The sequence below is a fragment of the Caloramator fervidus genome (assembly GCF_900108045.1).
GTDB classification, from domain to species: domain Bacteria; phylum Bacillota; class Clostridia; order Clostridiales; family Caloramatoraceae; genus Caloramator; species Caloramator fervidus.
Genome location: NZ_FNUK01000001.1, coordinates 117,364 through 140,955, shown reverse-complemented (window position 1 = coordinate 140,955; position 23,592 = coordinate 117,364). Strand labels below are relative to the sequence as shown.

Here is a 23,592-nt window from a genome sequence, read left to right as displayed (position 1 = left end):
TTCCCCATCCTTTAAAACTTTTATCATACTACAATATTACCTAATTCCTCAAATTAAATCAACGCAAAACAATAAAAAGCCGCCAAGATTTGGCGGCATCAGCTTTTTACAGCACCTGCAGATAAACCCTCTATGATATATTTTTGAATAAAAACAAAAATAATTACAATTGGAATAGCAACTAATATGGCTCCAGCTGCAAAGGTTGTAAACTTAGTATTAGATTGTCCTGTAACCATCTCCAAAAGCCCTACTGCTAAAGTCTTTTTATCAGCACTCCTTAATACAAGCCTTTGGAATATAAAATCCATCCATGGACCTGTAAAACTTGTAAGAGCAAGAAATACAATAATCGGCTTTGCAAGAGGCAATATTATTTTTGTAAAGGTTGTAAAATTGGATGCTCCATCAACTCTTGCAGCCTCATCCAAGCTCTTTGGAATCTGATCAAGGTATCCTTTTACAACCCACGTGTTTCCAGGAATTTGGGCTGCAGAATAAAATAAAACCAAACCTAAATGGGTATTTAATAAATTAAGCTGCATAAGCAAAACATAAACAGCAGTAAGAGTTAAAAAACTTGGGAAAACTTGAAGAATAAGTATTGTCAAAAGGGTTATTTTTTTTCCTTTAAATTTAAATCTGGATAAAACATAAGCAGTAAAGGATGTAAGTATAACAGATAAAATCATATTAGCAAAGGCTATCTTTAACGTATTAATATACCAAATTGGATAATCCGTCTTTGTAAAAAGCTCTATGTAGTGAATAAACGTTGGATTTTTAGGGAACATACTTGAACTATATAAACTATCTCCAGGATTTAAAGAAGATCCTATTATCCATATTATTGGAAATAAAACTATTATAGAATTTATTATTAAAAAAGTATATAAAATAATCCTAATCATAATCTTTTTAGAATTTAACTTCCTTGAAGATGAAATAACTAGATTTTTTTCAAGGCTCATCATTGTATCAAATCCTCCTCTTTAAAAGACCTAGTTCTAGTAAAGAAAAAGGCAATAGCAGGAGCTATTATAAGAAATATCAACATAGTAACAACAGAAGCCATATGATATTGCTGCTGTTCAACAGTCATTTTATATATCCAAGAAATCAAAAGATCAGTATGTCCTGCATATCTATAATCAGGATTTACAGGTCCTCCATCTGTTACCGCATAAATAAGCATAAAATTATTAAAGTTATACGCAAAACTCATTATTATAAGAGGAGTTGTTGAATAAAAAACAAGAGGAAGGGTTATATGAAAAAATTTATGTAAAAAAGATGCTCCATCTATATCAGCTGATTCATAAAGATCCTTCGGTATATTTGTTAATATGCTTGTCATAAGAGCCATAAAATATGGTGCACCAAGCCATAAGTTTATAAGTATTAAAACAATCTTTGCATTTAAAGGTTCAGTTAACCAATCAACTCTTTGCAAACCTATTTTTTCTAAAATATCATTTATTATTCCAGGACCACTAAACATAAGCCTCATGACAAGCATAGAAATCAATCCTGGTATAGCATAAGGCAATATAAAAATGCTTCTCCATAACTTTTTTAGCTTAATTTCTTGAGAATTTATAAGCATAGCTAAAAATAATCCTCCAAAATAACTTGTAAACGTAGCTAAAAAAGCCCATATAATTGTCCATTTTAATGTCCCTTTTAGGGTATTGTTCCAAATATCCATCTTAAAAAGATCCTTAAAGTTTTGAAATCCTACCCAATCAACTAAATTCCTAGGTGGAAGGTGATAGGGCGCTGAATAATTGGTAAAAGCAACAAGAACCGTAAATATAATTGGGAGTAAAATTAAAAACATAATAGACAAAAGCCCAGGAGTTAAAACAATATAAGGAAACATATTATCTAACACATCTTTAAAAGAAGTTCTCTTAATGCCCTTTTCTGCATAATTTTTAGCATCCTTAACATTAAAAATATAAAGAATCATAACTAAAATTAACAATAAAACAGCTATTAACCCTTTAAGCATTAAAAATATAGAGTGATCAAACACAGCCCTTCCATTAACATAATGAAACTTAACTTCCCCTAAAGTATATAACCCCCAAAAAGCCTTTGCAAAATTAGGAATATTAATTAAAGCAATTATTTCAATTAACATAAACATAATACCTTTTAAATATTGCTTATTATATATTTGTCCAAGTCCCATAAATATACAAGACAAAAGCTGCGACTTTTTCATATCTTTCCCTCCTAAAAAGGTAAAAACATCAATCTAAATTTAAGGCATGGAAGATACCTTCCATGCCATTATTTTTGAGTTGCTATGGCATCCTTTATAGTCTGAACAGCCTTATCTAAAGCTTCTTTAGGTTCCATCTTTCCATCCCAAATAGCTGAAAAAGCTGCACCTAGTGGTTCCCAAACAAGGGACATTTGTGGTATTGATGGCATAGGAGTTGAATATTGTGCCTGTGCCATAAAACCTGCAACAATAGGGTCATCTTTTATTTCAGGTTTGTCCATTAAAGATTTAACCGGAGGAATTTGTCCTGTCATTTCAAACCTTTTTAAAAGCATTTCATCTGAAGTTACAAAATCAAGGAATAACTTCGCAGCATTTGGATACTTTGTAAAAGAACTCAAATATAATCCTCTAACTCCTGAAAAAGAAATCGGTTGTTTTCCATTCATAGTTGGAAGCGGTGCAACTCCAAAATTAACCTTTGCCTTTTTATATCCTGCAACAGCCCATGGCCCGTTAATTATCATTGCAGCTTTATTGTTTTCAAACTGTCCACTCATAAACTGATAATTAGCATCCTTTTGCTTTACATCATATATGTTTCTTAATGATTTAAAATATTTTGCTCCTTCTATAGCACCTTCATTATTTAATCCAATATCATCTTTATTTGTTCCATTATTTCCAAACACGTAACCTCCAAAGGCTGATAAAAAGCTATATGAATAATAAGGATCCCCTACATTCCACATCAAAGCATACTTTTTTTCTTTAGGATTATTATACTTTTTAGCAAACTCAATTATTTCTTCAAAGGTTTTTGGTGGTTGTTTTATAATATCTTTATTATAAAATAAAGCATACGTTTCAATGCCTATCGGATAACCATAAACTTCTCCTTCATAGGTTACTCCTTGAACTGCAGATTCTAAGAAATCCTTTTTAAATCTTTCTGGATTGTGATTTGGCTGAATTAACCCTGCCGCAACCATTTTGCCAAGCTGATCGTGTGGAGCCGCAATTATATCTGCTCCAACGCCTGCAGGTCCGTCCTGTTGAAGTTTGTTAACTGTTTGAGTTGATTCAACTGGCTCAAACTTAACCTTTATGCCATACCTTTTTTCAAATTCTTGAGCAGCATACTTTATAAAATCCCCTTCTGCTCCTTGGCTTTCCCAAACAACAATGGTAGCTCCTTCCTCTGGCTTTAACTCTCCTTGCTGATTAATATCCTGTGATTGATTTGATGTAGGCTTTGAACATCCTACAAAGGCTGATAATACCAAAACAAACGTCATAACAAAACTTAAAAATCTTTTCATAAAAACCCCCCTTAAAACTTATCTTTTGCAAACGTTTTCATAAAAGTTATGAAAACGTTTGAACAATTATATTATATACTACAAAAAATATTTTTTCAATTCTAAAAATTGTTTTAACTTATAATTATCCTAACCAGCTCCTTTATATCCCTATTATGTTGTTTAGAGGCTAAAGAAAAGGATAGTAAAACCTTTTTAAATATATCAATATTACCTTTATTTATAATCCACGAATAAGTGTTATCGCTTTTTTTCTTTAAAGATTTAAAATAAGGACAAACATAGACCATAACCTGATATCCTGCTGCATACTGCATTTGCTTTCTTTCCATTTCAATAAAATAATCCTTTTCTTTTAAAATGGCCATAGGAAGTATTCTATTAAATATTTTAAAATCATCATATAAAAAAATTCCTGTATCCGTTCCTATAATTGAGTGATTATCTAAATATATCTGTTTATCGTATATATAATCAACTTTATCTAAAATATCCTTTATATCTTCCTTTGTTAAAAGTTCCAAATCTAAAGCATATTTAATTATAACCATAAGCTCAGCAGGATACTTTTTCTCTGTTTTATCCTTTTTTTGCTTATAATATATATATTTATCCCCCTTTAAACACTCTATTTTATAGTCATTCTTAGAATTAACTTTAGTATCATATCCTATCTGCCACTCTATATAGGCATTTTCATTGTCTAAAGCTTCATTTAAAGTTAAAAATCTTTCCCCCATCTCATTTTTTCTCTCTTTAAGCCTTATTTTTGATGCGTTATTTTTTATTAAAAAGTTTATGTTTATTTTATTATTTTCTACTGTTATAGTTGGATTTATCAAAAGAAAACCTCCCTTAATTTAATTCTTTTTCTATTATCTTACTTAATTCAAATATATCTTTGCCCTTATTTTCATTATACACCTTTACAATCTTATCAAAAGGAATTTTAATGTTTAAAAGTTTAGTTTTTGATATATTAGGCGTTCCCGTGCCTATACAATATTTTTTTATCTTTCTTTTAAAATTTTCAGTTAAAAAATATCCACAAAAAGCACGGCTATACTTTTTATCTTTAAGCCTTATAATATGGAACCAATCATCTACTATACTTCCTTCTAAATCCTTATTAATTACTAAACATCTTCCTATGGTTCCTTGACCAACCCTACACATTATAATATCGTTTTCTTTTAATATATATTTTTCATCTATATCTCCTTTAAAGTATAAAACATCTTTATCCTGAAAAGTCCCCCATCCTACATTTTTAGCAGTTATATATATTTTATCAGTTTTTTCATGAGTTATTTTTTTCTTCCTTTCTTCTTTGTAAAAACCCCTTCCTGAAAATATCTCTAAAATTAAATCTTCCAATTTTACCCCATCTTCCTCATCGTTTTCAAAATAATAAACTGGATTTAAATTTTTAACATCTATATTTTTTTCAACATATCTAATACTTATAGGTTCTAACCCCTCTAAAATTCCAAATTTGCAAGCTTTGTTATCTGCCTTATTTTTAACCCCAATTATAATAACTGTAGTTGCTCCATTTTTAAATATTCCTGAGTTTAAGTAAATTATTTCCTTTAATTCAATATTTTCAACTAAATAATTCCTTACATACTGAAGCATGGAAGCCCCTACAATTCCTAAGGGAAGTATTATTCCTATAACCCCATTATTCTTTGTAAGATTTATAAATTTCTCAAGAAAAAGAACTTCAATAGCCTGAGATTTTCTGCCTTTACCTAGCTTAAAGCTATCAAGAATATCTTTTTTTGAAATTCTATTGAACTTTGCAGAAAAAGGAGGATTCCCAACAACTAAATCATATTCCCCTTCTAACATTAGGCCATCTTTAATTTTTACTTTGCTTAAAATATCAAAACTTAATTTTTCAAATATATTTTCATCTATATCATATCCTTCAAAATATTCTATCCCCTCTAAAAGCATAGCTTTCAAAAAACTTCCATCTCCACAGGCAGGGTCAAGTGCTTTTATATCCTTTGCATCTTTTTTTAAATAATCTAAACACCTTTTTACTATAAACCTTGAAACCTCTAAGGGAGTAAAATATTGTCCATAAATTTTTTCCCTTTTACTAAAATGTTTCTTAAGTTGATCCATAATCATCCCTCTTTTTTTAAAATCCAATCCTTTAAACATGAAATATTATATACTAAGAGGTGGTAAATATGAAGATTATAAAGAAAAACTGCAAATATTTAAGATATATTTTACTACTTATAATTTCAATAATCCCAACAATATTTACAAGTGCATCCTTTTATAAAATAAACATAACAAATACCATAGAAGAAACTACAAAAACCTTAGAGATATTAGGGAGAAGACAGCTTGTTTCTGTAATAGATTGGAAAAACGAATTTATATATGACTTAAATGCCCTTGCTCAATTTACGTTGGCTCAAAATTTTAATAAAGGTCAAATTTCAAAAATGATAGAATATATGAAGTTCAATAAACCTTCTTATAGGGAAATATACATTATAAACGATAAAAACGAAATAATATGCGGATTTATTATAAACAAAAAAGAATTTTTAAATTCATATGTAATAAAAAGCGCCCTAAGTGGAGTTGAAAAAATGTCAGAGGTTATTAAAATAAACGATAAGCTATATATAGATATTGCTGTGCCTATATTTAACGAAGAAAATACAGTAGGAGTTGTATGCGCAAGAATAGATCTTGAATCTTTAAATACTCTTATGAAATCAATTGAAAACAACGAAACTATAGAATCCTTTATAGTAGATAAAAATGGACTTTTATTAACAGATACTAAATATTTTCCTGAAGCAAAAGGAAATTTAAAAATAGATATACAAAAAATAAAAACAAGCATAGATTTTTCAAAAACAATTCCTTATAAAGACTACAGAGAAGTTGAAGTTTTAGGATGTTATTTTAACATAAACGACACTGGCTGGACTTTAATAGTTCAAAAAGACGTAGATACCGTAAAAAAACAAAACAGAACTATAATAGAAATAGGAAAATACACTTCCTTATTTCAAATCTTAGGCCTTATTGCCCTTAAAAAACTAAAAGAAGAAAATATAATAAACGAAGAAATTGCAAAAAAAATCGAAGATAAGATTTTATAAAAGCGTTGAGGTCTAAATAAACCTCAACGCTACTTTTTATTTTCACCCTCATAGGGACGATATAAACTATAATTAAAATCACCCAAAGCAATGCTTTGGGTGATTATTTTGTAATTACTGTTCCGGTCAATCCCTTTAATGCATCTCTTGCCTTCTCAAGAGATGTTATAATAGCCTTTCTTCCTTCCTTTGATTCTGCAAACATAACAGCTGCTTTAACCTTTGGAAGCATTGAACCTGGAGCAAAGTGACCTTCTTCCATATACTTTTTAGCTTCTTCAACTGTCATTGAATCTAAATCCTTTTGATCTGGCTTGTTGAAGTTTATTGCAACCTTTTCAACTGCAGTTAAAATTATAAGCTCATCTGCATCAAGGATTTCTGCAATCTTTTCTGATGCAAGGTCCTTATCTATAACAGCTGCAACGCCTTCTAATGTTCCATCTTCCTTTTGAATTACAGGAACTCCACCACCACCAACAGTTATAACAACATGTCCTGCTTCAACAAGGGTCTTTACTATATCCTTTTCAACAACATCTATTGGCATAGGAGATGGAACAACCCTTCTCCATCCTCTTCCTGCATCTTCTTTCATTACATATCCTTTTTCTTCCATAAGCTTTTTAGCCTGCTCTTCTGTAAAGAAAGAACCTACAGGCTTTGTTGGGTTTTTAAATCCAGGATCGTTCTTATCAACTATAACTTGTGTTACAATAGCAGCTATACTCTTGTTTATATTTCTTCTTACCATTTCATCTCTTATTGCCTGTTGAAGGTGATATCCTATATATCCTTGACTCATTGCACCACATTCTGGGAATGGCATTATAGGATTATTCGGATTTACTGAATTTGCCATTTCATAAGTTGCAACTATTTGTCCAACTTGTGGACCATTTCCATGGGCTATTATAACTTCGTGACCATCTTCAATAAGGTCAACTATTGCTTTTGCAGTATGATGAGCTGTCTGAAGCTGAGCTTCAGCTGAAATGTCCTTTGGATTTGCTTGTAAAGCATTTCCTCCTAAAGCAACAACTATTCTTGCCATAGCAAATCTCCTTTCTATAATGTTATTTTACCTAATATTATTTGAATAATCATATAAATTGCAATTAATGTTATTAAAACACTTGCAACCTTTTCAGAATTTGTAAAAGATAACCCTTTTTCCTTTTTAGCAAAGTAGTAAACGATCAATCCTACTGCATACATTATAAAAGCAGCTGCAAGATATACAAGTCCTACTGCATAAATAACATATATTGAATAAACTGTTGCAACAAGGGCAATTATAAAGTCTAAAGAACTTAATTTGTCTTCCTTTACAACCTTTAGAGCATATAAAGCTGAGAAAAGGTATGGTAAAAGTATACAGGTAGTTGCCATATAAAATACAGCATAATAAGCGTTTTGAAGTTTATCAGATAGCAAAGACACCAAAAATAGCTGAGTTACAGCATTTGTTATTATAAGAGAATTTATAGGAACTCCCTTATCATTCTCCTTTGCAAACCACTTTGGCATTACCCCATCTTTTGCAGCAACATAAGGTATTTCAGCAGAAAGCATAACCCAACTTATTAGAGCTCCAAGTATTGATACTAAAAGCCCTATTTTTACTATATAAGATCCTGCCCTACCTATTGAAGTTCTTGCTAAAACATCTGCAAGAGGTGTTCCAGCATCAACAAGCTCACTGGCAGGAACAACCCCCATAGCTATAGTTGAAATTGAAACATAAATTAAAAGAGTTATCAAAAGACTTAAAACAGTTGCCTTTCCAACTATTTTAGGCGATTCTGCCTTTTCGGATAAAACAACAGCCGCTTCAACACCTACAAAACACCAAAGTATAGTTCCCATCGCACCTTTTATTTGGTTTAAAATTGTTGTAGGCTCTCCTGTGGCAACAAGTTTTGTTTGCCAGTTTGGAACAAAGAATATATCAGATTTAAATGCGAAAATTCCAAAAATTATGACAAGTGCAAGCGGAAGTAATTTTGCCACTGTAACTATTGCACTTACAACACCAGCAGATTTTGTTCCCTTAGTTTGAAGATAGTGGACAACCCATAATATAAAAGAGCCTAGTATAAAAGATACAAACGGAGGAAGCTCATTCCCTTTTCCTAAAAGGCTGTTTACTGTTTTAAATATTAAAACAAAGAAAGCTACATTTCCTAAAAAAGCTGAAAGCCAATAACCCCAAGCTGAGTTAAATCCTATAAAATCTCCAAAACCAGCTTTTGCATAAGAATATATTCCACCTTTTAAATCTGGCCTTTTATTAGAAAGAAGTTGAAAAACCAACGCAAGACAAATAACTCCTATTCCACCTATAGCCCAAGCCAACACAGTTGCTTGAGGATTTGATGTTGAAATAAGATCGGTAGGACTATTAAATATCCCCCCACCTATCATAGATCCAATTCCAAGAAGAACCAAAAGCCCTAATCCAAGTTTTTTGCTGCCCATAATATCCAACCCCTTATTTTAATTTAAGGGCAGCTAAGCTGCCCTTTTATTATAACGTAGCTACCATAACAGCTTTTATTGTATGTAATCTGTTTTCAGCTTCATCAAATACAACTGAATGTTTGCTTCTAAATACTTCATCATCAACTTCTCTTATGTCAAGACCTCTTTCTTTAGCTTCCTTTGCAACCTTTGTTTCAAAATCATGGAAAGATGGTAAGCAATGCATGAATATAACATCTGGATTTTCAGTCTTCTTAATCATATCCATAGTTACTCTATATTTTGATAATAATCTTACTCTTTCTTCCATTTTATCTTCTTCACCCATTGATACCCAAACGTCTGTATAAATTACGTCTGCTCCCTTTACAGCTTCATCTATGTTGTCTGTAACTTCAATCTTTGCGCCAGTTTCCTTTGCAACTTCCCTCATTTCTTCAACTATCTTCATATCTGGCCATAATTCTTGTGGTCCTAAAAGAACATAATGCATTCCCATCTTAGCAGCACCATACATTAAAGCATATGCCATGTTGTTTCTAGTGTCTCCAACAAAAACCATCTTTACCTTATTAAGTGGTTTTGGAATATGTTCTTCAATTGTCATAAGGTCAGCAAGAACTTGTGTTGGATGATCAACGTCAGTTAATCCATTCCATACAGGAACCCCTGAATATTTTGCAAGAAGTTCAACAGTTTCTTGCTTAAATCCTCTAAATTCAATACCATCATAATATCTTCCAAGAACCTTTGCAGTATCCTCTAAGGATTCCTTCTTACCCATTTGTGAATCATTAGCTCCAAGGAATGTAACATGTGCACCTTCATCAAGAGCTGCAACTTCAAATGCACATCTTGTTCTTGTTGATGTTTTTTCAAATAATAACACTATGTTCTTTCCTTCTAAAAGCTTTTGCCTTATTCCTGCTCTTTTCTTTGCTTTTAAATCATGGGAAAGGTCAAGAAGGTATCTAATTTCTAGTGGAGTAAAGTCCTTAAGTGTTAAAAAGCTTCTTCCTTTTAAATTTACTGGCATTTTAAATTCCTCCTTTTTATTTTAAATTTTCTCTATAAAGTGGCATGCTCATACATCTTGGGCCACCACGTCCTCTTGAAAGTTCGGAGCTTGGGATTGTAAGTACCTTTATGCCCCTTTTAGTTAATATTTCATTTGTAACATAATTCCTTTCATATGTTACAACAACCCCCGGCGCAATTGCAAGAGTATTAGAACCATCGTTCCATTGTTCTCTTCCTGCTACTATAAAGTCTCCACCACCACATGGAATCAATTCAACGGATGAAATATTTAATGCCTCTGAAAGTATTTTATCAAGAGGGCTTGTATTATGCTTAAACTTTAATGTATTATTAGCTCCTTTAGTTACTTCATATACACTAAGAGGTCCTTGAATACCTGGATGTATAGTAAACTTATCGTAATCAACCATGGTAAATACAGTATCAAGATGCATAAAAGCTCTACACTTTGGAATATCAAACACCAAAATCTTTTCAAAAGAAGTATTTTCAAATAAATTCTTTGCAACTATTTCAATAGCCTCTGCAGATGTTCTTTCGCTACAACCTATAGCAACAACTTTGTCAGATAAAACAAGCTCGTCTCCACCTTCTATAGAATAAGGCATTGACCTATCATACCAAAGAGGCGTTCCTTCAAATAACTTATGATATTTAACTATGTACTTTAAAAATAAGGTTTCCCTTCTTCTTGCCTCTGTCCTCATCCTATTTAATGTTATACCATTTCCAATTGATGCTCCAGGATCCCTTGTAAAATAAAGATTTGGCATAGGATCTAAATAAAACGGATAATCATCTGACATCATTTCAACTAATGAGGTTGGCTCTTTTACTTCAACCTCATTTTTTCTAACTCCAGCCATCAATTTATCAACCATCTGTCTTGATGGCATTTTTGCTAAATATTCAACAAGTGTATCCTTTAAAGAAGGAGATGTAATTCCGCTTTCATTTAAAAATTCATTTAAAAACTCAAGCTTTATTTTATCATCTTCTAAAACTTCAGTTATTAAATTTTCAAGATATAAAACCTCTGCACCATTTTCCCTTAAGATTTCAGCAAACCTATCATGCTCTTGTTGAGCTATTTTAAGATATGGAATATCATCAAACAAAAGCCTGCCTAAATATTCAGGAACTAAATTTTCAACCTCTTGTCCAGGTCTATGAAGCAAAACCCTTCTTAGCTGTCCTATTTCCGATGTTACATTTATAAAACTCATATTGATTCCTCCTAAGCTGTTTTTCCCTGCATATTCATTATACATCTTTTGTATAAAAAGAAAAATGTCAGAAATTTCAAAAATATATCTATATTTTGTCGTTTGAACCGATTAACTAATTTATACTTTAACTTTCTTGCGATTCCTCCTGTTTGTTTTTAAAATTTTTAAAAAATTGTAAAAATTCATAAATTCTTATAATTATTCAATATTTTTTCTGCATAAAAATACAGTAAGATGAAACCTTACTGCATTATAATACCTTTTATATCTTTATATAATACAATCCTATTTTTGCCCTCTGATTTTGCCTGATACATAGCATCATCTGCAAATCTTATAAGCTCATCCATGCTCTCTGGATTGTCCTCCAAAGAAGCAATACCTATACTAACTGTTATTCTTATATTATAATCTGTTATAATCAAATCCTCAACCTGTTTTCTTATCCTTTCTGCAGGAACTTTTGCTTGTATACAATTAGAGTTTGGAAAAAGCACGATAAACTCTTCTCCTCCAAACCTAAAGGCTATATCATTCCCTCTTGTATTGCTTTTTAAAACATTTGCAACTTCTTTCAATACCTTATCTCCTACAATATGCCCGTATGTATCATTTACCTTTTTAAAATTATCTAAATCTAAAAGAGCAAGGGATAAGCTTTTTTTATTCTTTTTATATTCAAACCAAAGAGAAGATAAAATTCTACTTAATGCAAGTCTATTATTAAGCCCTGTCAATGCATCCCTTTCAACCTCTTCTCTTAAACTTAAAATCATTGAATCTATATACATAAATATTTGTGCTAAAAATTCATTGGCTCTTTGTATATATATCCACTGAACTAAATCATTATCTTTATCTACATTTAAAACATCTTCTAAAGCTTTAACATGAACATCTAATATGTTTACAGCTTCACTAAGGGTTGGATCCAAAAACTCCAAAAGCTCATCAAAGGCATTCATTAAAATAGTTTCATCTCCACCGTTAAATATATAATCCTTTAAATAACTTTTATACTTATTTAAAAACATCCTCAATTCAATCACCTCTAATTATCAATACTGAGGCATCATCGTTATCTATTCCATAATCTTTAACTACTTTATCTGCTATAAGTTGAACATCTTCTTTATAGGTTAAAACATTTGGAGAAAATCTTGAGGAAATTCCATCCGAGCATAAAACTAAAAAAAGCATCGTGCATAATAGCGCTTTCTTTGTAAATCTTATAGTAACCTTGGTGTCTTCCAACAACTCCCGGACTTGACATAAGCTTCTTTATATTGTTTTTATTTATAAGCCAGCCCCTTATATTTCCAACATTTATATATTCTAGCTCAAACTCTGATAAGATAGCTAAAAATAGAGCACATCCTCTAGTCCCCTTTATTGACGTATCTAACTTTATATAAAAATCCTCAAGATTTTTATACTCATAACTTAAAAAAAAGCTTTTTATATTTTTTGCAACTTCATAAGCCTTTATGCCATGTCCTAAAACATCCGCCATTAAAATTAAATATCTATCTAAGTAAACCTCTTTATTGAACCTCCCACGACTAAAGTCGCGGGATTCCTGCTTCATCGACCTCGTAACCTACTATCTCCACAGGCGTAACTTCGGGTAGTCCCTACCCTACTATTTTTGTTTATGCTATGCCTAATATCTTTTTACCTTCTTTTAGTATATTTTTACTTGCATTTACATCTCTATCGTGAACTGTCTTACATATTGGGCATTCCCATTCCCTTATGTTTAAGTTTTTTGCTTCTTCATTTTTATAACCACATACATTACATATTTGACTTGATGGGAAGAAAGTATCTACTTTCACTACTGTTCTTCCATACCATAATGCTTTATATTCAAGCATACTTACAAATTTTGACCATGCTACATCTGATATAGACTTTGATATTTTGTCGTTCTTTAACATATTCTTAACCCTTAAGTCCTCTAAAATTATAACTTGGTTTTCGTTTATAATTTTAGAGGACAACTTTTGTAAAAAATCTTCCCTTTGATTTCTTATCTTCTCATGTATTTTTGCTACTTTTTTAGCTTGTTTCTTAAAGTTATTACTACCTAATTGTTTTTTAGAAAGCTTTCTTTGTTCCTTAATAAGTCTTTTTTCTAACTTTGTAAGATATTTAGGATTGGATATTTTATTACCTTCACTATCTATTAAAAAATGCTTTATTCCCAAATCTATAGCTATTACTTTATTAATTTTAGGCTTTTTTATAGTTTTTTCTATTCTACAACAAATTGAGATAAAATATTTCCCTGTTGGAGTTCTACTTATAGTTGCATTTAGTATTTTACCCTCTACTTCCCTTGATTTTACAAATTTTACCCAGCCTAATTTAGGTAGTTTAATTTTATTCTCTTTAATTTCAATGTTATTGTTTGTAAATGTTGTTCTATAGCTCTGGTAATTATATTTCTTTGACTTAAACTTTGGAAATTTAGCTCTACCTTCAAAGAAATTTTTAAATGCTTTGTCTAAGTCCTTAAGTGAATTTTGAAGTGCAAACTTATCTACTTCTTTTAGCCATTCTTTTTCTTTTTTTAGATTTGTTAAGTCTTTTGAACACTTTTCATAATTTAATGTTATACATTTTTCTTGATATGTTTTTGTTCTTTTATCTAAATAGTAGTTATAAACAAACCTAACACAGCCAAAAGTTTTATTTATAAGCTCTATTTGTTGTTTATTAGGATAAAGCCTAAATTTAAAAGCTTTTTCCATACAAACACCTACTTTTGGATAAATGTGATATTTGATTATTGCTATTTATGGTTATTATAACATATATTACAGTGCAATTTAACCAATATAATTTATGATAATAGTGTAGCGTCCTTACTCATGACTAAAGTCACGAGTGTGCGGACACTTTTTCATCAATTGCAAGAATAAAATTGTCAATACCAATAAAATCTATAATATTTTTTAATATTTCTTGTTTTTGCAAATAAACATCACTAGAATTTTCAGCTACTGTAATTAAAAACTCCTCCCAAAGTTTTTTATTACCAAACCTTTCATCTAACACAGAAACATATTCATTTAGGTTATTTATTAACTTGTCCTTCATATCCATAGTATTCCCCCTTAAAATTTTTCTATAAACTTATTATAACTAACTAATACTTATATTCAACCTTTTTTCTAAAAATAGAAGAAATTATAGGAACTAAAACAGTTGCCACAACTCCCCCCGCAAAGCCATTGTTGTATAAATTCAACCCTCCATGAAGATAGCTCATATTCATAACAACAGAAACATGTAAAAAACCTGCTATAATTCCAAAAATCCACCCAAACTCTCCAGATATAGGCGCAAGATTTGTGCCAAATAAAGAGGCAAGTATTATAGATTGAGAATTTACATCCCAGATATTAAGAATTGAAGATATAATCGTTCCTAAAAGAACTGGAATTGTATTTAAAACATGTTTTCCTAAAGCTCCAAATCCTACAATGGTTAATATAGCCCCGATAATAGGACCTGTAAGTTCTCCCTTAATCAAAATGACATAATAAATAAATATAAGTCCTAACAATCCCATATTAAAAAAGGTTACCCTACATCCAAATTCATTGTGATAGTCGCTATAAAGCCTTCCTGTTGTTTTACAAAGCTCTTTGTATTTTTTCAAAAGATTCCTCTCCCTTAAACCATAAGCTATAAAGCAAATAAATATTATACTAAATATAACAGTAAATAATAAATTATTTCCTACTGAAAGAACTAGTCTCCTTTCAAAGTCTATTCCAAAAGCTCTAAATTTAGACATCATAATTGTAGCCATAAGGCCTCCTGCAAGACCAGTATTATAAAGGCAGTACCCTTGGTGAAGCTTTAAACAAAACTTTGCAAGAGGTGGAAATAAAAATCCTAAAAACACAGCAATTAAAATTCCTAAAACTATACTAAACCTTCCAAATAAGTTTAAGAAAGCAAATTGAACCACTGCTGGAGATAATGTAGTTCCAAATACAGCAATCAATATATAATTTTTAAAAGGTTCTCTTTGATATAATGAATATAAATAAACTCCTATTATCATAGGCCATATATTAACTACATTTTTACCAAAAAGCGCAAAACCTAAAGTTGTAAAATGAGCTGCAATCAAACTCCCGTTTATTTCAAGCTTATTTATCCTATATAAAGCTAAAACAAAAAGTCCAACAAGTCCTGCGTTAAAAAATGCTCCTTCAATTCCTCCAATAGCTATATAATCTGTAATTAAAATATCAGATTCCTTTATTATACTTGCTAACCCCAAAAATATTTTGTCAGGATCCCCAAAGATTACAGAAATTAATATAAAAATCAAATCAACAATTGCAAGAATAAAAAAACATGTGCTTTTCAAGTTCCATCCCCCTTTAAATTTTTCAAATATATTAACTTTTCTTGAAATATATATTATAATTATACCGTATTTAGAATTATTATTAAAGAGAGGTGAAATTATGGGAGTTTTATCACACTTAGAACCAAAGGATGTATTTTACTACTTTGAAGAAATATCAAAAATTCCCCATGGCTCCGGAAATGAAAAAGCATTAAGCGATTGGCTTGTTAAATTTGCAAAAGAACATAACTTAGAAGTTATTCAAGATGAAGCTTATAACATAATAATAAAAAAACCTGGAACAAAAGGATATGAAAACGCTCCTGTTGTTATACTTCAAGGCCACATGGACATGGTTTGTGAAAAAAACAAAGACACCGAACATGACTTTGAAAAAGATCCATTAAAACTTAGAGTTGAGGGAGACTACATATATGCAACAGGAACAACATTAGGCGCAGATAATGGCATTGCAATAGCATATGCTCTTGCGATACTCGCATCAAAGGACATACCACATCCTCCACTTGAAGTTTTACTAACAGTTGAAGAAGAGACAGGAATGGGAGGAGCTCAAAAACTTGACGGCTCCCTTTTAAAAGGTAGGATTCTTATAAACATGGATTCAGAAGAAGAAGGAAAACTTCTTGTAAGCTGTGCAGGTGGAGTTAGAACAAGACATATACTAAAAATTAACTGGGCAGATGTTAAAAAAGAATTATGCGCCTACACAATAAGCATAAGGGGATTAAAAGGCGGTCATTCAGGAATGGATATAGATAAAGGAAGAGGAAATTCAAATAAAATAATGGGAAGAATATTAAACGACCTTTTAAACAGCTTAGAGTTTGAACTTGCAGAAATAAACGGCGGTTCTAAGATGAACGCTATTCCAAGGGAATGCGATGCTGTTATTTTAATAAACGAAAACGATAAAGAAAAATTAGAAAACAAAATTAAAGAGTGGGACTCTATATTAAAAAATGAACTTAGTGCATCAGATCCTTTAGTTTCAGTTACTTTAAACAAATGCGATAAAAACATTGAAAAGGTATTTTCAAAAGAAACAAAAGAAAAGGCAATTGCAGCCCTTATGCTGATTCCAAACGGAATAAAAACAATGTCAATGCATATAAATGGTCTTGTAGAAAGCTCTACAAACCTTGGAGTTGTTGTAACTGAAAATGAAAGCATAAAATTTGAAAGCGCTATTAGAAGCTCTGTAAAAACACTAAAATATGCAATACTAGAAGAAGCTAAAACTGTTGCAAAGGTTATTGGAATGGAACTTGTTGCAGACTCTGATTATCCAGAATGGCAATATAACCCAGATAGTAAATTGAGAGAAATAATGATAAAAGTTTATAAAGAGATGTTTGGTAAAGAACCTGAAATATATGCAATTCATGCTGGAGTAGAATGTGGTCTTCTATCTGAAAAACTAGGTGGAGCTGACATGATATCCTTTGGTCCAAATCTTTATGATGTTCATACTCCAAATGAACACATGAGCATATCCTCTGTTCAAAGAATGTGGAAGTATCTACTTAAAGTTCTTGAAGCAATAAAATAACCCCTCCAGTTTGAGGGGTTATTTTTTTCTATCCCTTATAAAGTTTTCAATTGATCTATCCCAAGTAGCTTCTCCTTCCTTTGTAAAAAAGCATCCTGGAATTTCTCCCCTGCTTCTGTGGTATGCAACACATTCACAGCATTTTCCTCTTTTTGAACATGATGTATAAGTACAAGTACATCCCTTTAAATTTTTAGATATGCAGTCCATAAAAATCCCCCTTTCCTTTAACTTCAAGTTTAAGTATAACAGGTGTATTACTTTCCTTCAACAAATGTGCTATAATATTTTTGAAAACCTCTAAAGGAGGATTTGATATGTTTTTTATAGGAATTTTTGGAATAGAACCAAAGGAGGAAGAAGTTAAAGATATAAACAACATAATATGTAAAAAATGTGGAAGAATATCCTCTTATAAGTTAATAAAACAATACAACGTATTTCATTTTTTCTTTATCCCAATATATAAATGGAATAAAAAATATTATTTGATATCAAGATGCTGTGAAACTATATTTGAAATTTCAACTGAATATGGGCAAAGGCTTGAAAAAGAAGACGATATAGTGATAAACGATTATGAATTACATGAAATTACCTTCAATTATTGGTATAAAAAATGCCCAAACTGTTTAAGAGAAGTTGATGTAAGCTATAATTATTGCCCCTATTGTGGAGAAAAAATAAATTAATCTATTGATTTTTATAAAAAGATATTGTATAATATATTTTGTCTTAGGGGCATAGCTCAATTGGTAGAGTAGCGGTCTCCAAAACCGTTGGTTGGGGGTTCGAGTCCCTCTGCCCCTGCCAAAGCAAGCCATTGGGCTTGCTTTTTTTATTTTTTTGCTATCCCCGTGTCAAATCTTTTAAAAAATCATATTATAAAACTAAGGGGGGATAGCTGTGGGAATGCCTAATATACCAAATATCAATCCAACTATAAACTTAAAGAATGAGGATATAGTTAATTTACTTTTAGCTTCTATAGCTCTTGAAGAGTTTAGCCTTGCTGCAATACTAAATTCTGAAGCTGAAAAAATTCAACAACTTTTAGAAGGAAGATGTCAAGCAAATCTTCAAGATATGATAGCTTTAAATAAATCCGTCAACAAAATGCTAAAAGATATAATAAAAAAAGAAATACTACTAGAGTTTAAGTTTGAAAACATATTAGACCTTATAGAACTTCAAAACGATTAAATAAGGCTCAGACTGAGCCTTATTTTTTACATTTAAACTATTTTAATATCCTTAAAGAATTTATAACAGCAATAATTGTAACACCAACATCAGCAAATACTGCCGACCACATATTAGAAAATCCTAAAAATGCTAAAACCATAATCAATACTTTAACAGTTAAAGCAAGTATTATATTCTGCCATATAATGTTTTTTGTTTTTTTAGCTATTTCAAAGGCTTTTAAAATATCTTTTAAATCATCCTTCATAAGAACTACATCAGAAGCTTCTATAGCTGCATCTTGTCCTAAAGCTCCCATAGAAACTCCAACATCTGCCGTTAAAATAGCCAAAGCATCGTTTATGCCATCGCCAATAAACATTACTTTATTCCCTTTTTGCTTTAAAAGTTTAAGTTTTTCAACCTTATCTTCAGGAAGAAGTTCATAATAATATTCATCTATTCCAAGCTTTAAAGCCACATCCTCGGCAACCTCTTTATAATCCCCTGTAAACATAAAAACTTTCTTACCTAGCTTTTTTAAATAATCTATAGTATATTTAGCATCTTCCTTTATTTCATCTGCTATTATTATACATCCTATATACTCTCCATCCTTTGCAACATATACCTTTGTTCCAACTTCATTAAAATTTTCTACTTTTACTTTATTATCTTCCATAAACCTTTCGTTTCCAACTATTATCTGGCTATCATCAACTTTGGCTTTTACTCCAAAACCTGCAAATTCTTTGTAATCCTTAATCCTTTCTCTGTTTATTTTAAAATTTTCCAATATGCAAAGAGCCACTGGGTGATTAGAATAAGCCTCTGCATAAGCGGCATATTCTAAAACTTTATCTTTATCTTGATTTTTAGCTTTAACATCTTTTACTTTTAGCTTTCCTTTAGTTAAAGTTCCTGTTTTATCAAACACAACAACTTCAACATAATTTAAAGCTTCTAAAAAATTACTTCCCTTTACTAATATCCCATTTCTTGAAGCCCTACCAATACCTGCAAAAAAACCAAGAGGAATTGATATAACAAGAGCACAAGGACAAGATACAACAAGAAATATTAAAGCTCTATATATCCATTTTAAAAAACTTTCTTTTAAAAAAATAGGTATAATAAAGGCTATTAAAAATGCTAAAAGAACAACTAAGGGTGTGTAAAACCTTGAAAACTTTGTAATAAACCTTTCTGTATTTGTCTTTTTATCTAATCCTTCCACTAAACTTAATATTTTATTTACCATTGAATTTTCGAAGCTTTTAGTAACCCTAATCTTTAAAAAACCATTTAAATTTATAAAACCGCTTAAAACTTCGCATCCTTCTTGAACTTCCCTTGGGATAGATTCCCCAGTTAAAGAAGAAGTATCTACTAAAGCTTTTCCTTCAACTACAACTCCATCTAAAGGAACTTTTTCCCCCGGCTTTACTACTATTAAATCTCCAACTTTTACATCATGGGGATCTACCCTTTTAATTTCATCTATAGCTAAATTTGCATAGTCAGGTCTTATACTTAAAAGGGACTTTATAGACCTTCTTGATTTTTCAACAGCTAAATCCTGTAAAAACTCCCCTATTTTATAAAAAAGCATAACCGAACAAGCTTCTGAAATTTCTCCAATAGCTATAGCCCCTAAAGTAGCTATGGACATTAAAAAATTCTCATCAAAAACTTGACCTTTTTTTATGTTTTTAAAGGCCTTTAAAAGTATGTCATATCCAGCTAAAACATAGCATATCAGAAAAACAAAATCTTTTCTTAAAATAAAGGCTAAAATATATACAAAAAAAGCAAAAGCTATGTTATAACCTTCTTTTTTTTCTTCTTTTTCGTATTTTTCTTTTATAACTACATCCTTTTCAATTGAAACAATAACACTTTTAATTTTAGACAACATGTCATCTAAATTAGCCTTATCATCAATTTCTATCTTTAAAGTTTTATTAACAAAATCTATACGGACATTCTTTATGCCATCTAATTTTTTTATTCCCTCTTCCATCTTTAAAGCACAGTTAGCACATTTTAATCCACTTAATATATATTCCTTTTTCAAACTAAGCCCCCCTATTTTCATTAATATGCAAAAGTCCCAAGTCAAATATCATCTTCACATGATCATCATCTAGAGAATAATAAACTACTTTTCCTTCCTTTCTATACTTTACAAGGCGCGCTGCCTTTAATACTCTAAGCTGATGGGATACAGCTGACTGACTCATAGATAAAACCGCAGCAAGGTCACACACACACATCTCAGATTCAAACAAAGCACATATTATTTTTATCCTAGTAGTATCTCCTAAAACTTTAAAAAGCTCTGCAACGTCATACAACACTTCTTCCTTTGGCATAAGTTCTTTTACTTTGTTTACAACATCCTCATGAACAACCGTGCAGGAACACTTTTCTATCATATTACCACCTCATATGAATATTTGTTCATATATTCATTTTAACGCTTTTAAAAAATTTTTTCAATAAAAAAAGCTGCCAAAAGGCAGCTTTTTATACATCATATTTCCACATTATTATCGCATCTTCTCCAGTATCAGAGTAGTATCCCTTTCTTTTTGCAACTTCAACAAATCCATATTTTTTATATAAATTTATAGCAACACTATTTCCCACCCTAACTTCTAAAGTTAAAGCGCTAATTCCATTCTCCTTTGAAAGAGAAATAATATCCTTTAAAAGCATATTCCCAAGTCCTATTCCCCTATATTCAGGATGAACTGCAATATTTGTTATATGGCCTTCTCCATATAAAAGCCAAATCCCGTAATATCCAACTATTTTCTTATCCTTTTCAATCACTCTATACCTTGCTACTTTGTTTTTAGTAAGCTCAGACAAAAATGCCTCATAAGTCCATGGAGTTTTAAAACTTAAATGCTCTATTTTTACAACTTCATCTATATCATCCACTGTCATATCCCTTATCAAAAAATCATTCAAGTTTTTTCCCCACCTTTTTTTCATATTCTCTTTCGGCTTGGGACTTTCTTATATATAAAGGACTAAAAGTAAATATATCATCTTCTTTGCCTTCAAGAAGACTTAAAATAGCAAGTTCTCCTAAAGCTGAAGCCCTAGGATAGTTTGAAGTCCTAGTTGAAAAGTAAAAATTATCAAAAACCTTTAGCTTATCATAATGCAAATAAACCGCATCTCCACAAAACATCACCTTTTCATGTTTAAACCTTTCTATAACTTCCTCTATAGAAATAGCTTCATAGTCGCTTATTCTTTCTAGTTTTCCATCTTTAAACTTATAAGAGCTTGTATATACGTTACCCTTTAATGCATCCATAATAGGGACTATGATTCCATCAAATCCCACCTGCATAAAAGCCATAGCATCAAGGCTTGATATTCCGATAAACTTAATGTTTCTCCCTTGAGCAAAACCCTTTGCTGCTGCAACTCCTATTCTAAGGCCTGTAAAGGAACCGGGGCCCTTTGATACTGCAACTGCATCTATATAAGAAGAATCTATATCTAAAGTTTTAAACAAATTTTCTATCATAGGAAAAAGAAGAACAGAGTGCTGAAGCTTATTGTTTATGTAAAACTCTCCCTCTACCTTTTCTTCTGTAACAACTGCAACAGAAGCTACTAAAGTAGACGTTTCTATAGCTAAAACCCTCACAATATCAGCTCCTTATCTAGATTAAAAAATTCTATCTCCCTTGTATTTTCATCTATTACCTTTATAAATATCCTTATTTTATCCTTGGGAAGAACCTCATCAACCAAATCTCCCCACTCAATTACTGATATACCATCTCCATATATGTATTCTTCAAAACCTATTTCATAAAGCTCTAAAACATCTGAAATTCTATAAACATCAAAATGATATAAAGGCATTTCTCCATAATATTCATTTACAATCGTAAAGGTTGGGCTTGTAATATCTTCATTGATTCCAAGTCCCTTGGCTATTCCCTTTACAAGATGGGTTTTACCTGCCCCTAAATCTCCATTTAAACTTATTATATCTCCCTTTTTTAATATCTTTGCAAGCTTTACTCCTATATCAAAAGTCATCTCCTTTGAATAAGATAAAACTTTCATATTTTCACACCCTTTATTTAAATTCATTTATATTTTATACCAGCCTATAAGGTTTTACAACAAATATTGTTATAATAAAGGCGTTTAAAAAGTGTGCGGACGCTTTTTCATCAAACAAAAAATAAATAGGCACAAAGTGCCTACTTATGAAGTATTGGAGATACTCTTTTATATATTAGTATAGTTAAAAAGGATACAATAACTCCCTTAATGAGATTAAAAGGAGCTATGCTATATACAATAAGGGAATTTATATCTTTTATGTTTTTATTAACCTTAGATGCCCACTCTATAATTGCACTTATAGGAAAATTAAGTACTTTTTCATAAAGAGGTAGAAGTACAAAATAATTTAAAAGCGATGCAGAAATAACCATAACCACAACTCCTATAAAAAGGCCTAAAAATGCACCCTTTTTTGTTTTGTTTTTAAAATAAATATAAGAAGCAGGATATACTAAAGAAATTCCAACCAAAAAGTTTGCCATCTCTCCTATTCCTGCAGTTTGACCTTTTAAAACAAAATGCAAAATGTTTTTTATAAATTCAACTAAAACACCATATAAGGGGCCTAAAGCAAAAGCACCTAAAAGAGGAGGAATGTCGCTCAAATCAATTTTTAAAAACTCTGGGAAGATAGGAAGAGAAAACTCAAAAAACATAAGGATGAGTGAAATTGCAGAAAGAATAGATACTTTAATCATGTTTGATAATTTTTTTGATTTTACCATAAAAAAACCTCCCTTTCATTGGGGCAAAGGGAGAAAACGGATAAAAATATCCAAAAATATCTTCTCCCATCCAGACTTTCACTGTCGGCCCTGGAATTTCACCAGGTCAGCCTTTCGGCTCGCGGGCTTTACCGCCGGTCGGGAATTCCACCCTGCCCCGAAGATATTTTTGTTTATA

At 31.0% G+C, this 23,592-nt stretch carries 25 protein-coding genes, 1 tRNA gene and 1 riboswitch; of the genes, 5 read left to right on the top strand and 21 right to left on the bottom strand.

What is annotated here, in order from left to right:
• Positions 1–98: 98 nt before the first annotated feature.
• The 5 genes from C4R78_RS00760 to C4R78_RS00740 form a co-directional block, all read right to left on the bottom strand.
• The gene (locus C4R78_RS00760) at positions 99–971 is read right to left on the bottom strand and encodes a sugar ABC transporter permease (RefSeq protein ID WP_103895265.1); all 873 of its coding nucleotides are present in this window, start codon (positions 969–971) and stop codon (positions 99–101) included.
• Positions 971–2,230: a carbohydrate ABC transporter permease gene (locus C4R78_RS00755; RefSeq protein ID WP_103895180.1), complete on the bottom strand. Its 1,260-nt coding sequence runs from the start codon at positions 2,228–2,230 to the stop codon at positions 971–973. Before C4R78_RS00755 ends, C4R78_RS00760 begins: the two co-directional genes overlap by 1 nt.
• Before the next feature lie 68 nt (positions 2,231–2,298).
• On the bottom strand, positions 2,299–3,555 hold the full coding sequence (locus C4R78_RS00750) for a sugar ABC transporter substrate-binding protein (RefSeq protein ID WP_103895179.1): 1,257 nt from the start codon (positions 3,553–3,555) through the stop codon (positions 2,299–2,301).
• A 113-nt stretch (positions 3,556–3,668) separates the two neighbouring features.
• On the bottom strand, positions 3,669–4,397 hold the full coding sequence (locus tag C4R78_RS00745) for a hypothetical protein (RefSeq protein ID WP_103895178.1): 729 nt from the start codon (positions 4,395–4,397) through the stop codon (positions 3,669–3,671).
• 13 nt (positions 4,398–4,410) lie between these two features.
• On the bottom strand, positions 4,411–5,691 hold the full coding sequence (locus C4R78_RS00740; protein WP_159945760.1) for an N-6 DNA methylase: 1,281 nt from the start codon (positions 5,689–5,691) through the stop codon (positions 4,411–4,413).
• Positions 5,692–5,759: 68 nt separating this feature from the next.
• Between C4R78_RS00740 and C4R78_RS00735 the strand changes: the two genes are divergently transcribed.
• On the top strand, positions 5,760–6,695 hold the full coding sequence (locus C4R78_RS00735; protein ID WP_103895176.1) for a cache domain-containing protein: 936 nt from the start codon (positions 5,760–5,762) through the stop codon (positions 6,693–6,695).
• Positions 6,696–6,798: 103 nt separating this feature from the next.
• Here the strand turns inward: C4R78_RS00735 and arcC are convergent, their stop codons facing one another.
• The 9 genes from arcC to C4R78_RS00690 form a co-directional block, all read right to left on the bottom strand.
• Positions 6,799–7,749 (bottom strand): carbamate kinase, encoded by a 951-nt coding sequence (gene arcC, locus C4R78_RS00730; protein ID WP_103895175.1) that lies wholly within the window; start codon positions 7,747–7,749, stop codon positions 6,799–6,801.
• 14 nt (positions 7,750–7,763) lie between these two features.
• Positions 7,764–9,176, bottom strand: a complete 1,413-nt coding sequence (locus C4R78_RS00725; protein ID WP_103895174.1) for a basic amino acid/polyamine antiporter — start codon at positions 9,174–9,176, stop codon at positions 7,764–7,766.
• Between the two features lie 49 nt (positions 9,177–9,225).
• Positions 9,226–10,215, bottom strand: a complete 990-nt coding sequence (argF, locus tag C4R78_RS00720) for an ornithine carbamoyltransferase (RefSeq protein ID WP_103895173.1) — start codon at positions 10,213–10,215, stop codon at positions 9,226–9,228.
• 16 nt (positions 10,216–10,231) lie between these two features.
• The gene (gene arcA / locus C4R78_RS00715; RefSeq protein WP_103895172.1) at positions 10,232–11,446 is read right to left on the bottom strand and encodes an arginine deiminase; all 1,215 of its coding nucleotides are present in this window, start codon (positions 11,444–11,446) and stop codon (positions 10,232–10,234) included.
• 245 nt (positions 11,447–11,691) lie between these two features.
• A complete protein-coding gene (locus C4R78_RS00710; RefSeq protein WP_242971177.1) occupies positions 11,692–12,483 on the bottom strand; it encodes a GGDEF domain-containing protein in 792 nt (263 codons plus the stop codon).
• Positions 12,484–12,581: 98 nt separating this feature from the next.
• Entirely contained in the window at positions 12,582–13,037 is a 456-nt protein-coding gene (locus C4R78_RS00705) for a PP2C family serine/threonine-protein phosphatase (protein ID WP_146057653.1), read from the bottom strand.
• Positions 13,038–13,101: 64 nt separating this feature from the next.
• On the bottom strand, positions 13,102–14,205 hold the full coding sequence (gene tnpB, locus C4R78_RS00700) for an IS200/IS605 family element RNA-guided endonuclease TnpB (protein ID WP_103895169.1): 1,104 nt from the start codon (positions 14,203–14,205) through the stop codon (positions 13,102–13,104).
• Between the two features lie 130 nt (positions 14,206–14,335).
• On the bottom strand, positions 14,336–14,560 hold the full coding sequence (locus tag C4R78_RS00695; RefSeq protein ID WP_103895168.1) for a hypothetical protein: 225 nt from the start codon (positions 14,558–14,560) through the stop codon (positions 14,336–14,338).
• A 43-nt stretch (positions 14,561–14,603) separates the two neighbouring features.
• The gene (locus C4R78_RS00690; protein WP_103895167.1) at positions 14,604–15,842 is read right to left on the bottom strand and encodes a DUF1576 domain-containing protein; all 1,239 of its coding nucleotides are present in this window, start codon (positions 15,840–15,842) and stop codon (positions 14,604–14,606) included.
• A 100-nt stretch (positions 15,843–15,942) separates the two neighbouring features.
• Between C4R78_RS00690 and C4R78_RS00685 the strand changes: the two genes are divergently transcribed.
• Positions 15,943–17,397, top strand: coding sequence for an aminoacyl-histidine dipeptidase (locus C4R78_RS00685; RefSeq protein ID WP_103895166.1), 1,455 nt, complete (start codon positions 15,943–15,945; stop codon positions 17,395–17,397).
• 18 nt (positions 17,398–17,415) lie between these two features.
• Here the strand turns inward: C4R78_RS00685 and C4R78_RS00680 are convergent, their stop codons facing one another.
• Positions 17,416–17,607 (bottom strand): DUF6485 family protein, encoded by a 192-nt coding sequence (locus C4R78_RS00680; RefSeq protein WP_103895165.1) that lies wholly within the window; start codon positions 17,605–17,607, stop codon positions 17,416–17,418.
• A 107-nt stretch (positions 17,608–17,714) separates the two neighbouring features.
• Here C4R78_RS00680 and C4R78_RS00675 point away from each other — a divergent pair, with 107 nt between their 5' ends.
• The 3 genes from C4R78_RS00675 to C4R78_RS00665 all read left to right on the top strand — a co-directional run bounded on the left by C4R78_RS00675 (position 17,715) and on the right by C4R78_RS00665 (position 18,600).
• Positions 17,715–18,089 carry a zinc ribbon domain-containing protein gene (locus tag C4R78_RS00675; protein WP_103895164.1) on the top strand — a complete coding sequence of 125 codons (375 nt, stop codon included), beginning with the start codon at positions 17,715–17,717 and terminating at the stop codon, positions 18,087–18,089.
• A 45-nt stretch (positions 18,090–18,134) separates the two neighbouring features.
• Positions 18,135–18,210, top strand: a tRNA-Trp gene (locus C4R78_RS00670).
• A gap of 99 nt (positions 18,211–18,309) precedes the next feature.
• Positions 18,310–18,600 carry an alpha-helical endospore appendage domain-containing protein gene (locus tag C4R78_RS00665; RefSeq protein ID WP_242971176.1) on the top strand — a complete coding sequence of 97 codons (291 nt, stop codon included), beginning with the start codon at positions 18,310–18,312 and terminating at the stop codon, positions 18,598–18,600.
• Between the two features lie 37 nt (positions 18,601–18,637).
• Here C4R78_RS00665 and C4R78_RS00660 read toward each other — a convergent pair whose 3' ends face one another.
• The 6 genes from C4R78_RS00660 to C4R78_RS00635 form a co-directional block, all read right to left on the bottom strand.
• The gene (locus C4R78_RS00660) at positions 18,638–20,659 is read right to left on the bottom strand and encodes a heavy metal translocating P-type ATPase (RefSeq protein ID WP_242971167.1); all 2,022 of its coding nucleotides are present in this window, start codon (positions 20,657–20,659) and stop codon (positions 18,638–18,640) included.
• A 1-nt stretch (position 20,660) separates the two neighbouring features.
• Positions 20,661–21,020, bottom strand: a complete 360-nt coding sequence (locus C4R78_RS00655) for an ArsR/SmtB family transcription factor (RefSeq protein WP_103895161.1) — start codon at positions 21,018–21,020, stop codon at positions 20,661–20,663.
• Between the two features lie 91 nt (positions 21,021–21,111).
• Positions 21,112–21,561, bottom strand: a complete 450-nt coding sequence (gene rimI / locus C4R78_RS00650; protein ID WP_278308545.1) for a ribosomal protein S18-alanine N-acetyltransferase — start codon at positions 21,559–21,561, stop codon at positions 21,112–21,114.
• On the bottom strand, positions 21,554–22,255 hold the full coding sequence (gene tsaB, locus C4R78_RS00645; protein ID WP_103895159.1) for a tRNA (adenosine(37)-N6)-threonylcarbamoyltransferase complex dimerization subunit type 1 TsaB: 702 nt from the start codon (positions 22,253–22,255) through the stop codon (positions 21,554–21,556). Before tsaB ends, rimI begins: the two co-directional genes overlap by 8 nt.
• Positions 22,252–22,683, bottom strand: a complete 432-nt coding sequence (gene tsaE, locus C4R78_RS00640) for a tRNA (adenosine(37)-N6)-threonylcarbamoyltransferase complex ATPase subunit type 1 TsaE (RefSeq protein ID WP_103895158.1) — start codon at positions 22,681–22,683, stop codon at positions 22,252–22,254. The genes tsaB and tsaE overlap by 4 nt, the downstream gene beginning before the upstream one ends.
• 140 nt (positions 22,684–22,823) lie before the next feature.
• Entirely contained in the window at positions 22,824–23,414 is a 591-nt protein-coding gene (locus C4R78_RS00635; protein WP_103895157.1) for an ECF transporter S component, read from the bottom strand.
• 54 nt (positions 23,415–23,468) lie between these two features.
• Positions 23,469–23,583, bottom strand: a riboswitch (FMN riboswitch).
• Positions 23,584–23,592 lie beyond the last annotated feature (9 nt).

Coding starts and splice junctions, on each gene's coding strand:
- C4R78_RS00760 (WP_103895265.1), bottom strand. CDS start 971: ATGAGCCTTGAAAAAAATCTAGTTATTTCATCTTCAAGGAAGTTAAAT.
- C4R78_RS00755 (WP_103895180.1), bottom strand. CDS start 2,230: ATGAAAAAGTCGCAGCTTTTGTCTTGTATATTTATGGGACTTGGACAA.
- C4R78_RS00750 (WP_103895179.1), bottom strand. CDS start 3,555: ATGAAAAGATTTTTAAGTTTTGTTATGACGTTTGTTTTGGTATTATCA.
- C4R78_RS00740 (WP_159945760.1), bottom strand. CDS start 5,691: ATGGATCAACTTAAGAAACATTTTAGTAAAAGGGAAAAAATTTATGGA.
- C4R78_RS00735 (WP_103895176.1), top strand. CDS start 5,760: ATGAAGATTATAAAGAAAAACTGCAAATATTTAAGATATATTTTACTA.
- arcC (WP_103895175.1), bottom strand. CDS start 7,749: ATGGCAAGAATAGTTGTTGCTTTAGGAGGAAATGCTTTACAAGCAAAT.
- C4R78_RS00725 (WP_103895174.1), bottom strand. CDS start 9,176: ATGGGCAGCAAAAAACTTGGATTAGGGCTTTTGGTTCTTCTTGGAATT.
- argF (WP_103895173.1), bottom strand. CDS start 10,215: ATGCCAGTAAATTTAAAAGGAAGAAGCTTTTTAACACTTAAGGACTTT.
- arcA (WP_103895172.1), bottom strand. CDS start 11,446: ATGAGTTTTATAAATGTAACATCGGAAATAGGACAGCTAAGAAGGGTT.
- C4R78_RS00710 (WP_242971177.1), bottom strand. CDS start 12,483: ATGTTTTTAAATAAGTATAAAAGTTATTTAAAGGATTATATATTTAAC.
- C4R78_RS00705 (WP_146057653.1), bottom strand. CDS start 13,037: ATGAAGCAGGAATCCCGCGACTTTAGTCGTGGGAGGTTCAATAAAGAG.
- tnpB (WP_103895169.1), bottom strand. CDS start 14,205: ATGGAAAAAGCTTTTAAATTTAGGCTTTATCCTAATAAACAACAAATA.
- C4R78_RS00695 (WP_103895168.1), bottom strand. CDS start 14,560: ATGGATATGAAGGACAAGTTAATAAATAACCTAAATGAATATGTTTCT.
- C4R78_RS00685 (WP_103895166.1), top strand. CDS start 15,943: ATGGGAGTTTTATCACACTTAGAACCAAAGGATGTATTTTACTACTTT.
- C4R78_RS00680 (WP_103895165.1), bottom strand. CDS start 17,607: ATGGACTGCATATCTAAAAATTTAAAGGGATGTACTTGTACTTATACA.
- C4R78_RS00675 (WP_103895164.1), top strand. CDS start 17,715: ATGTTTTTTATAGGAATTTTTGGAATAGAACCAAAGGAGGAAGAAGTT.
- C4R78_RS00665 (WP_242971176.1), top strand. CDS start 18,310: ATGCCTAATATACCAAATATCAATCCAACTATAAACTTAAAGAATGAG.
- C4R78_RS00655 (WP_103895161.1), bottom strand. CDS start 21,020: ATGATAGAAAAGTGTTCCTGCACGGTTGTTCATGAGGATGTTGTAAAC.
- tsaE (WP_103895158.1), bottom strand. CDS start 22,683: ATGAAAGTTTTATCTTATTCAAAGGAGATGACTTTTGATATAGGAGTA.
- C4R78_RS00635 (WP_103895157.1), bottom strand. CDS start 23,414: ATGGTAAAATCAAAAAAATTATCAAACATGATTAAAGTATCTATTCTT.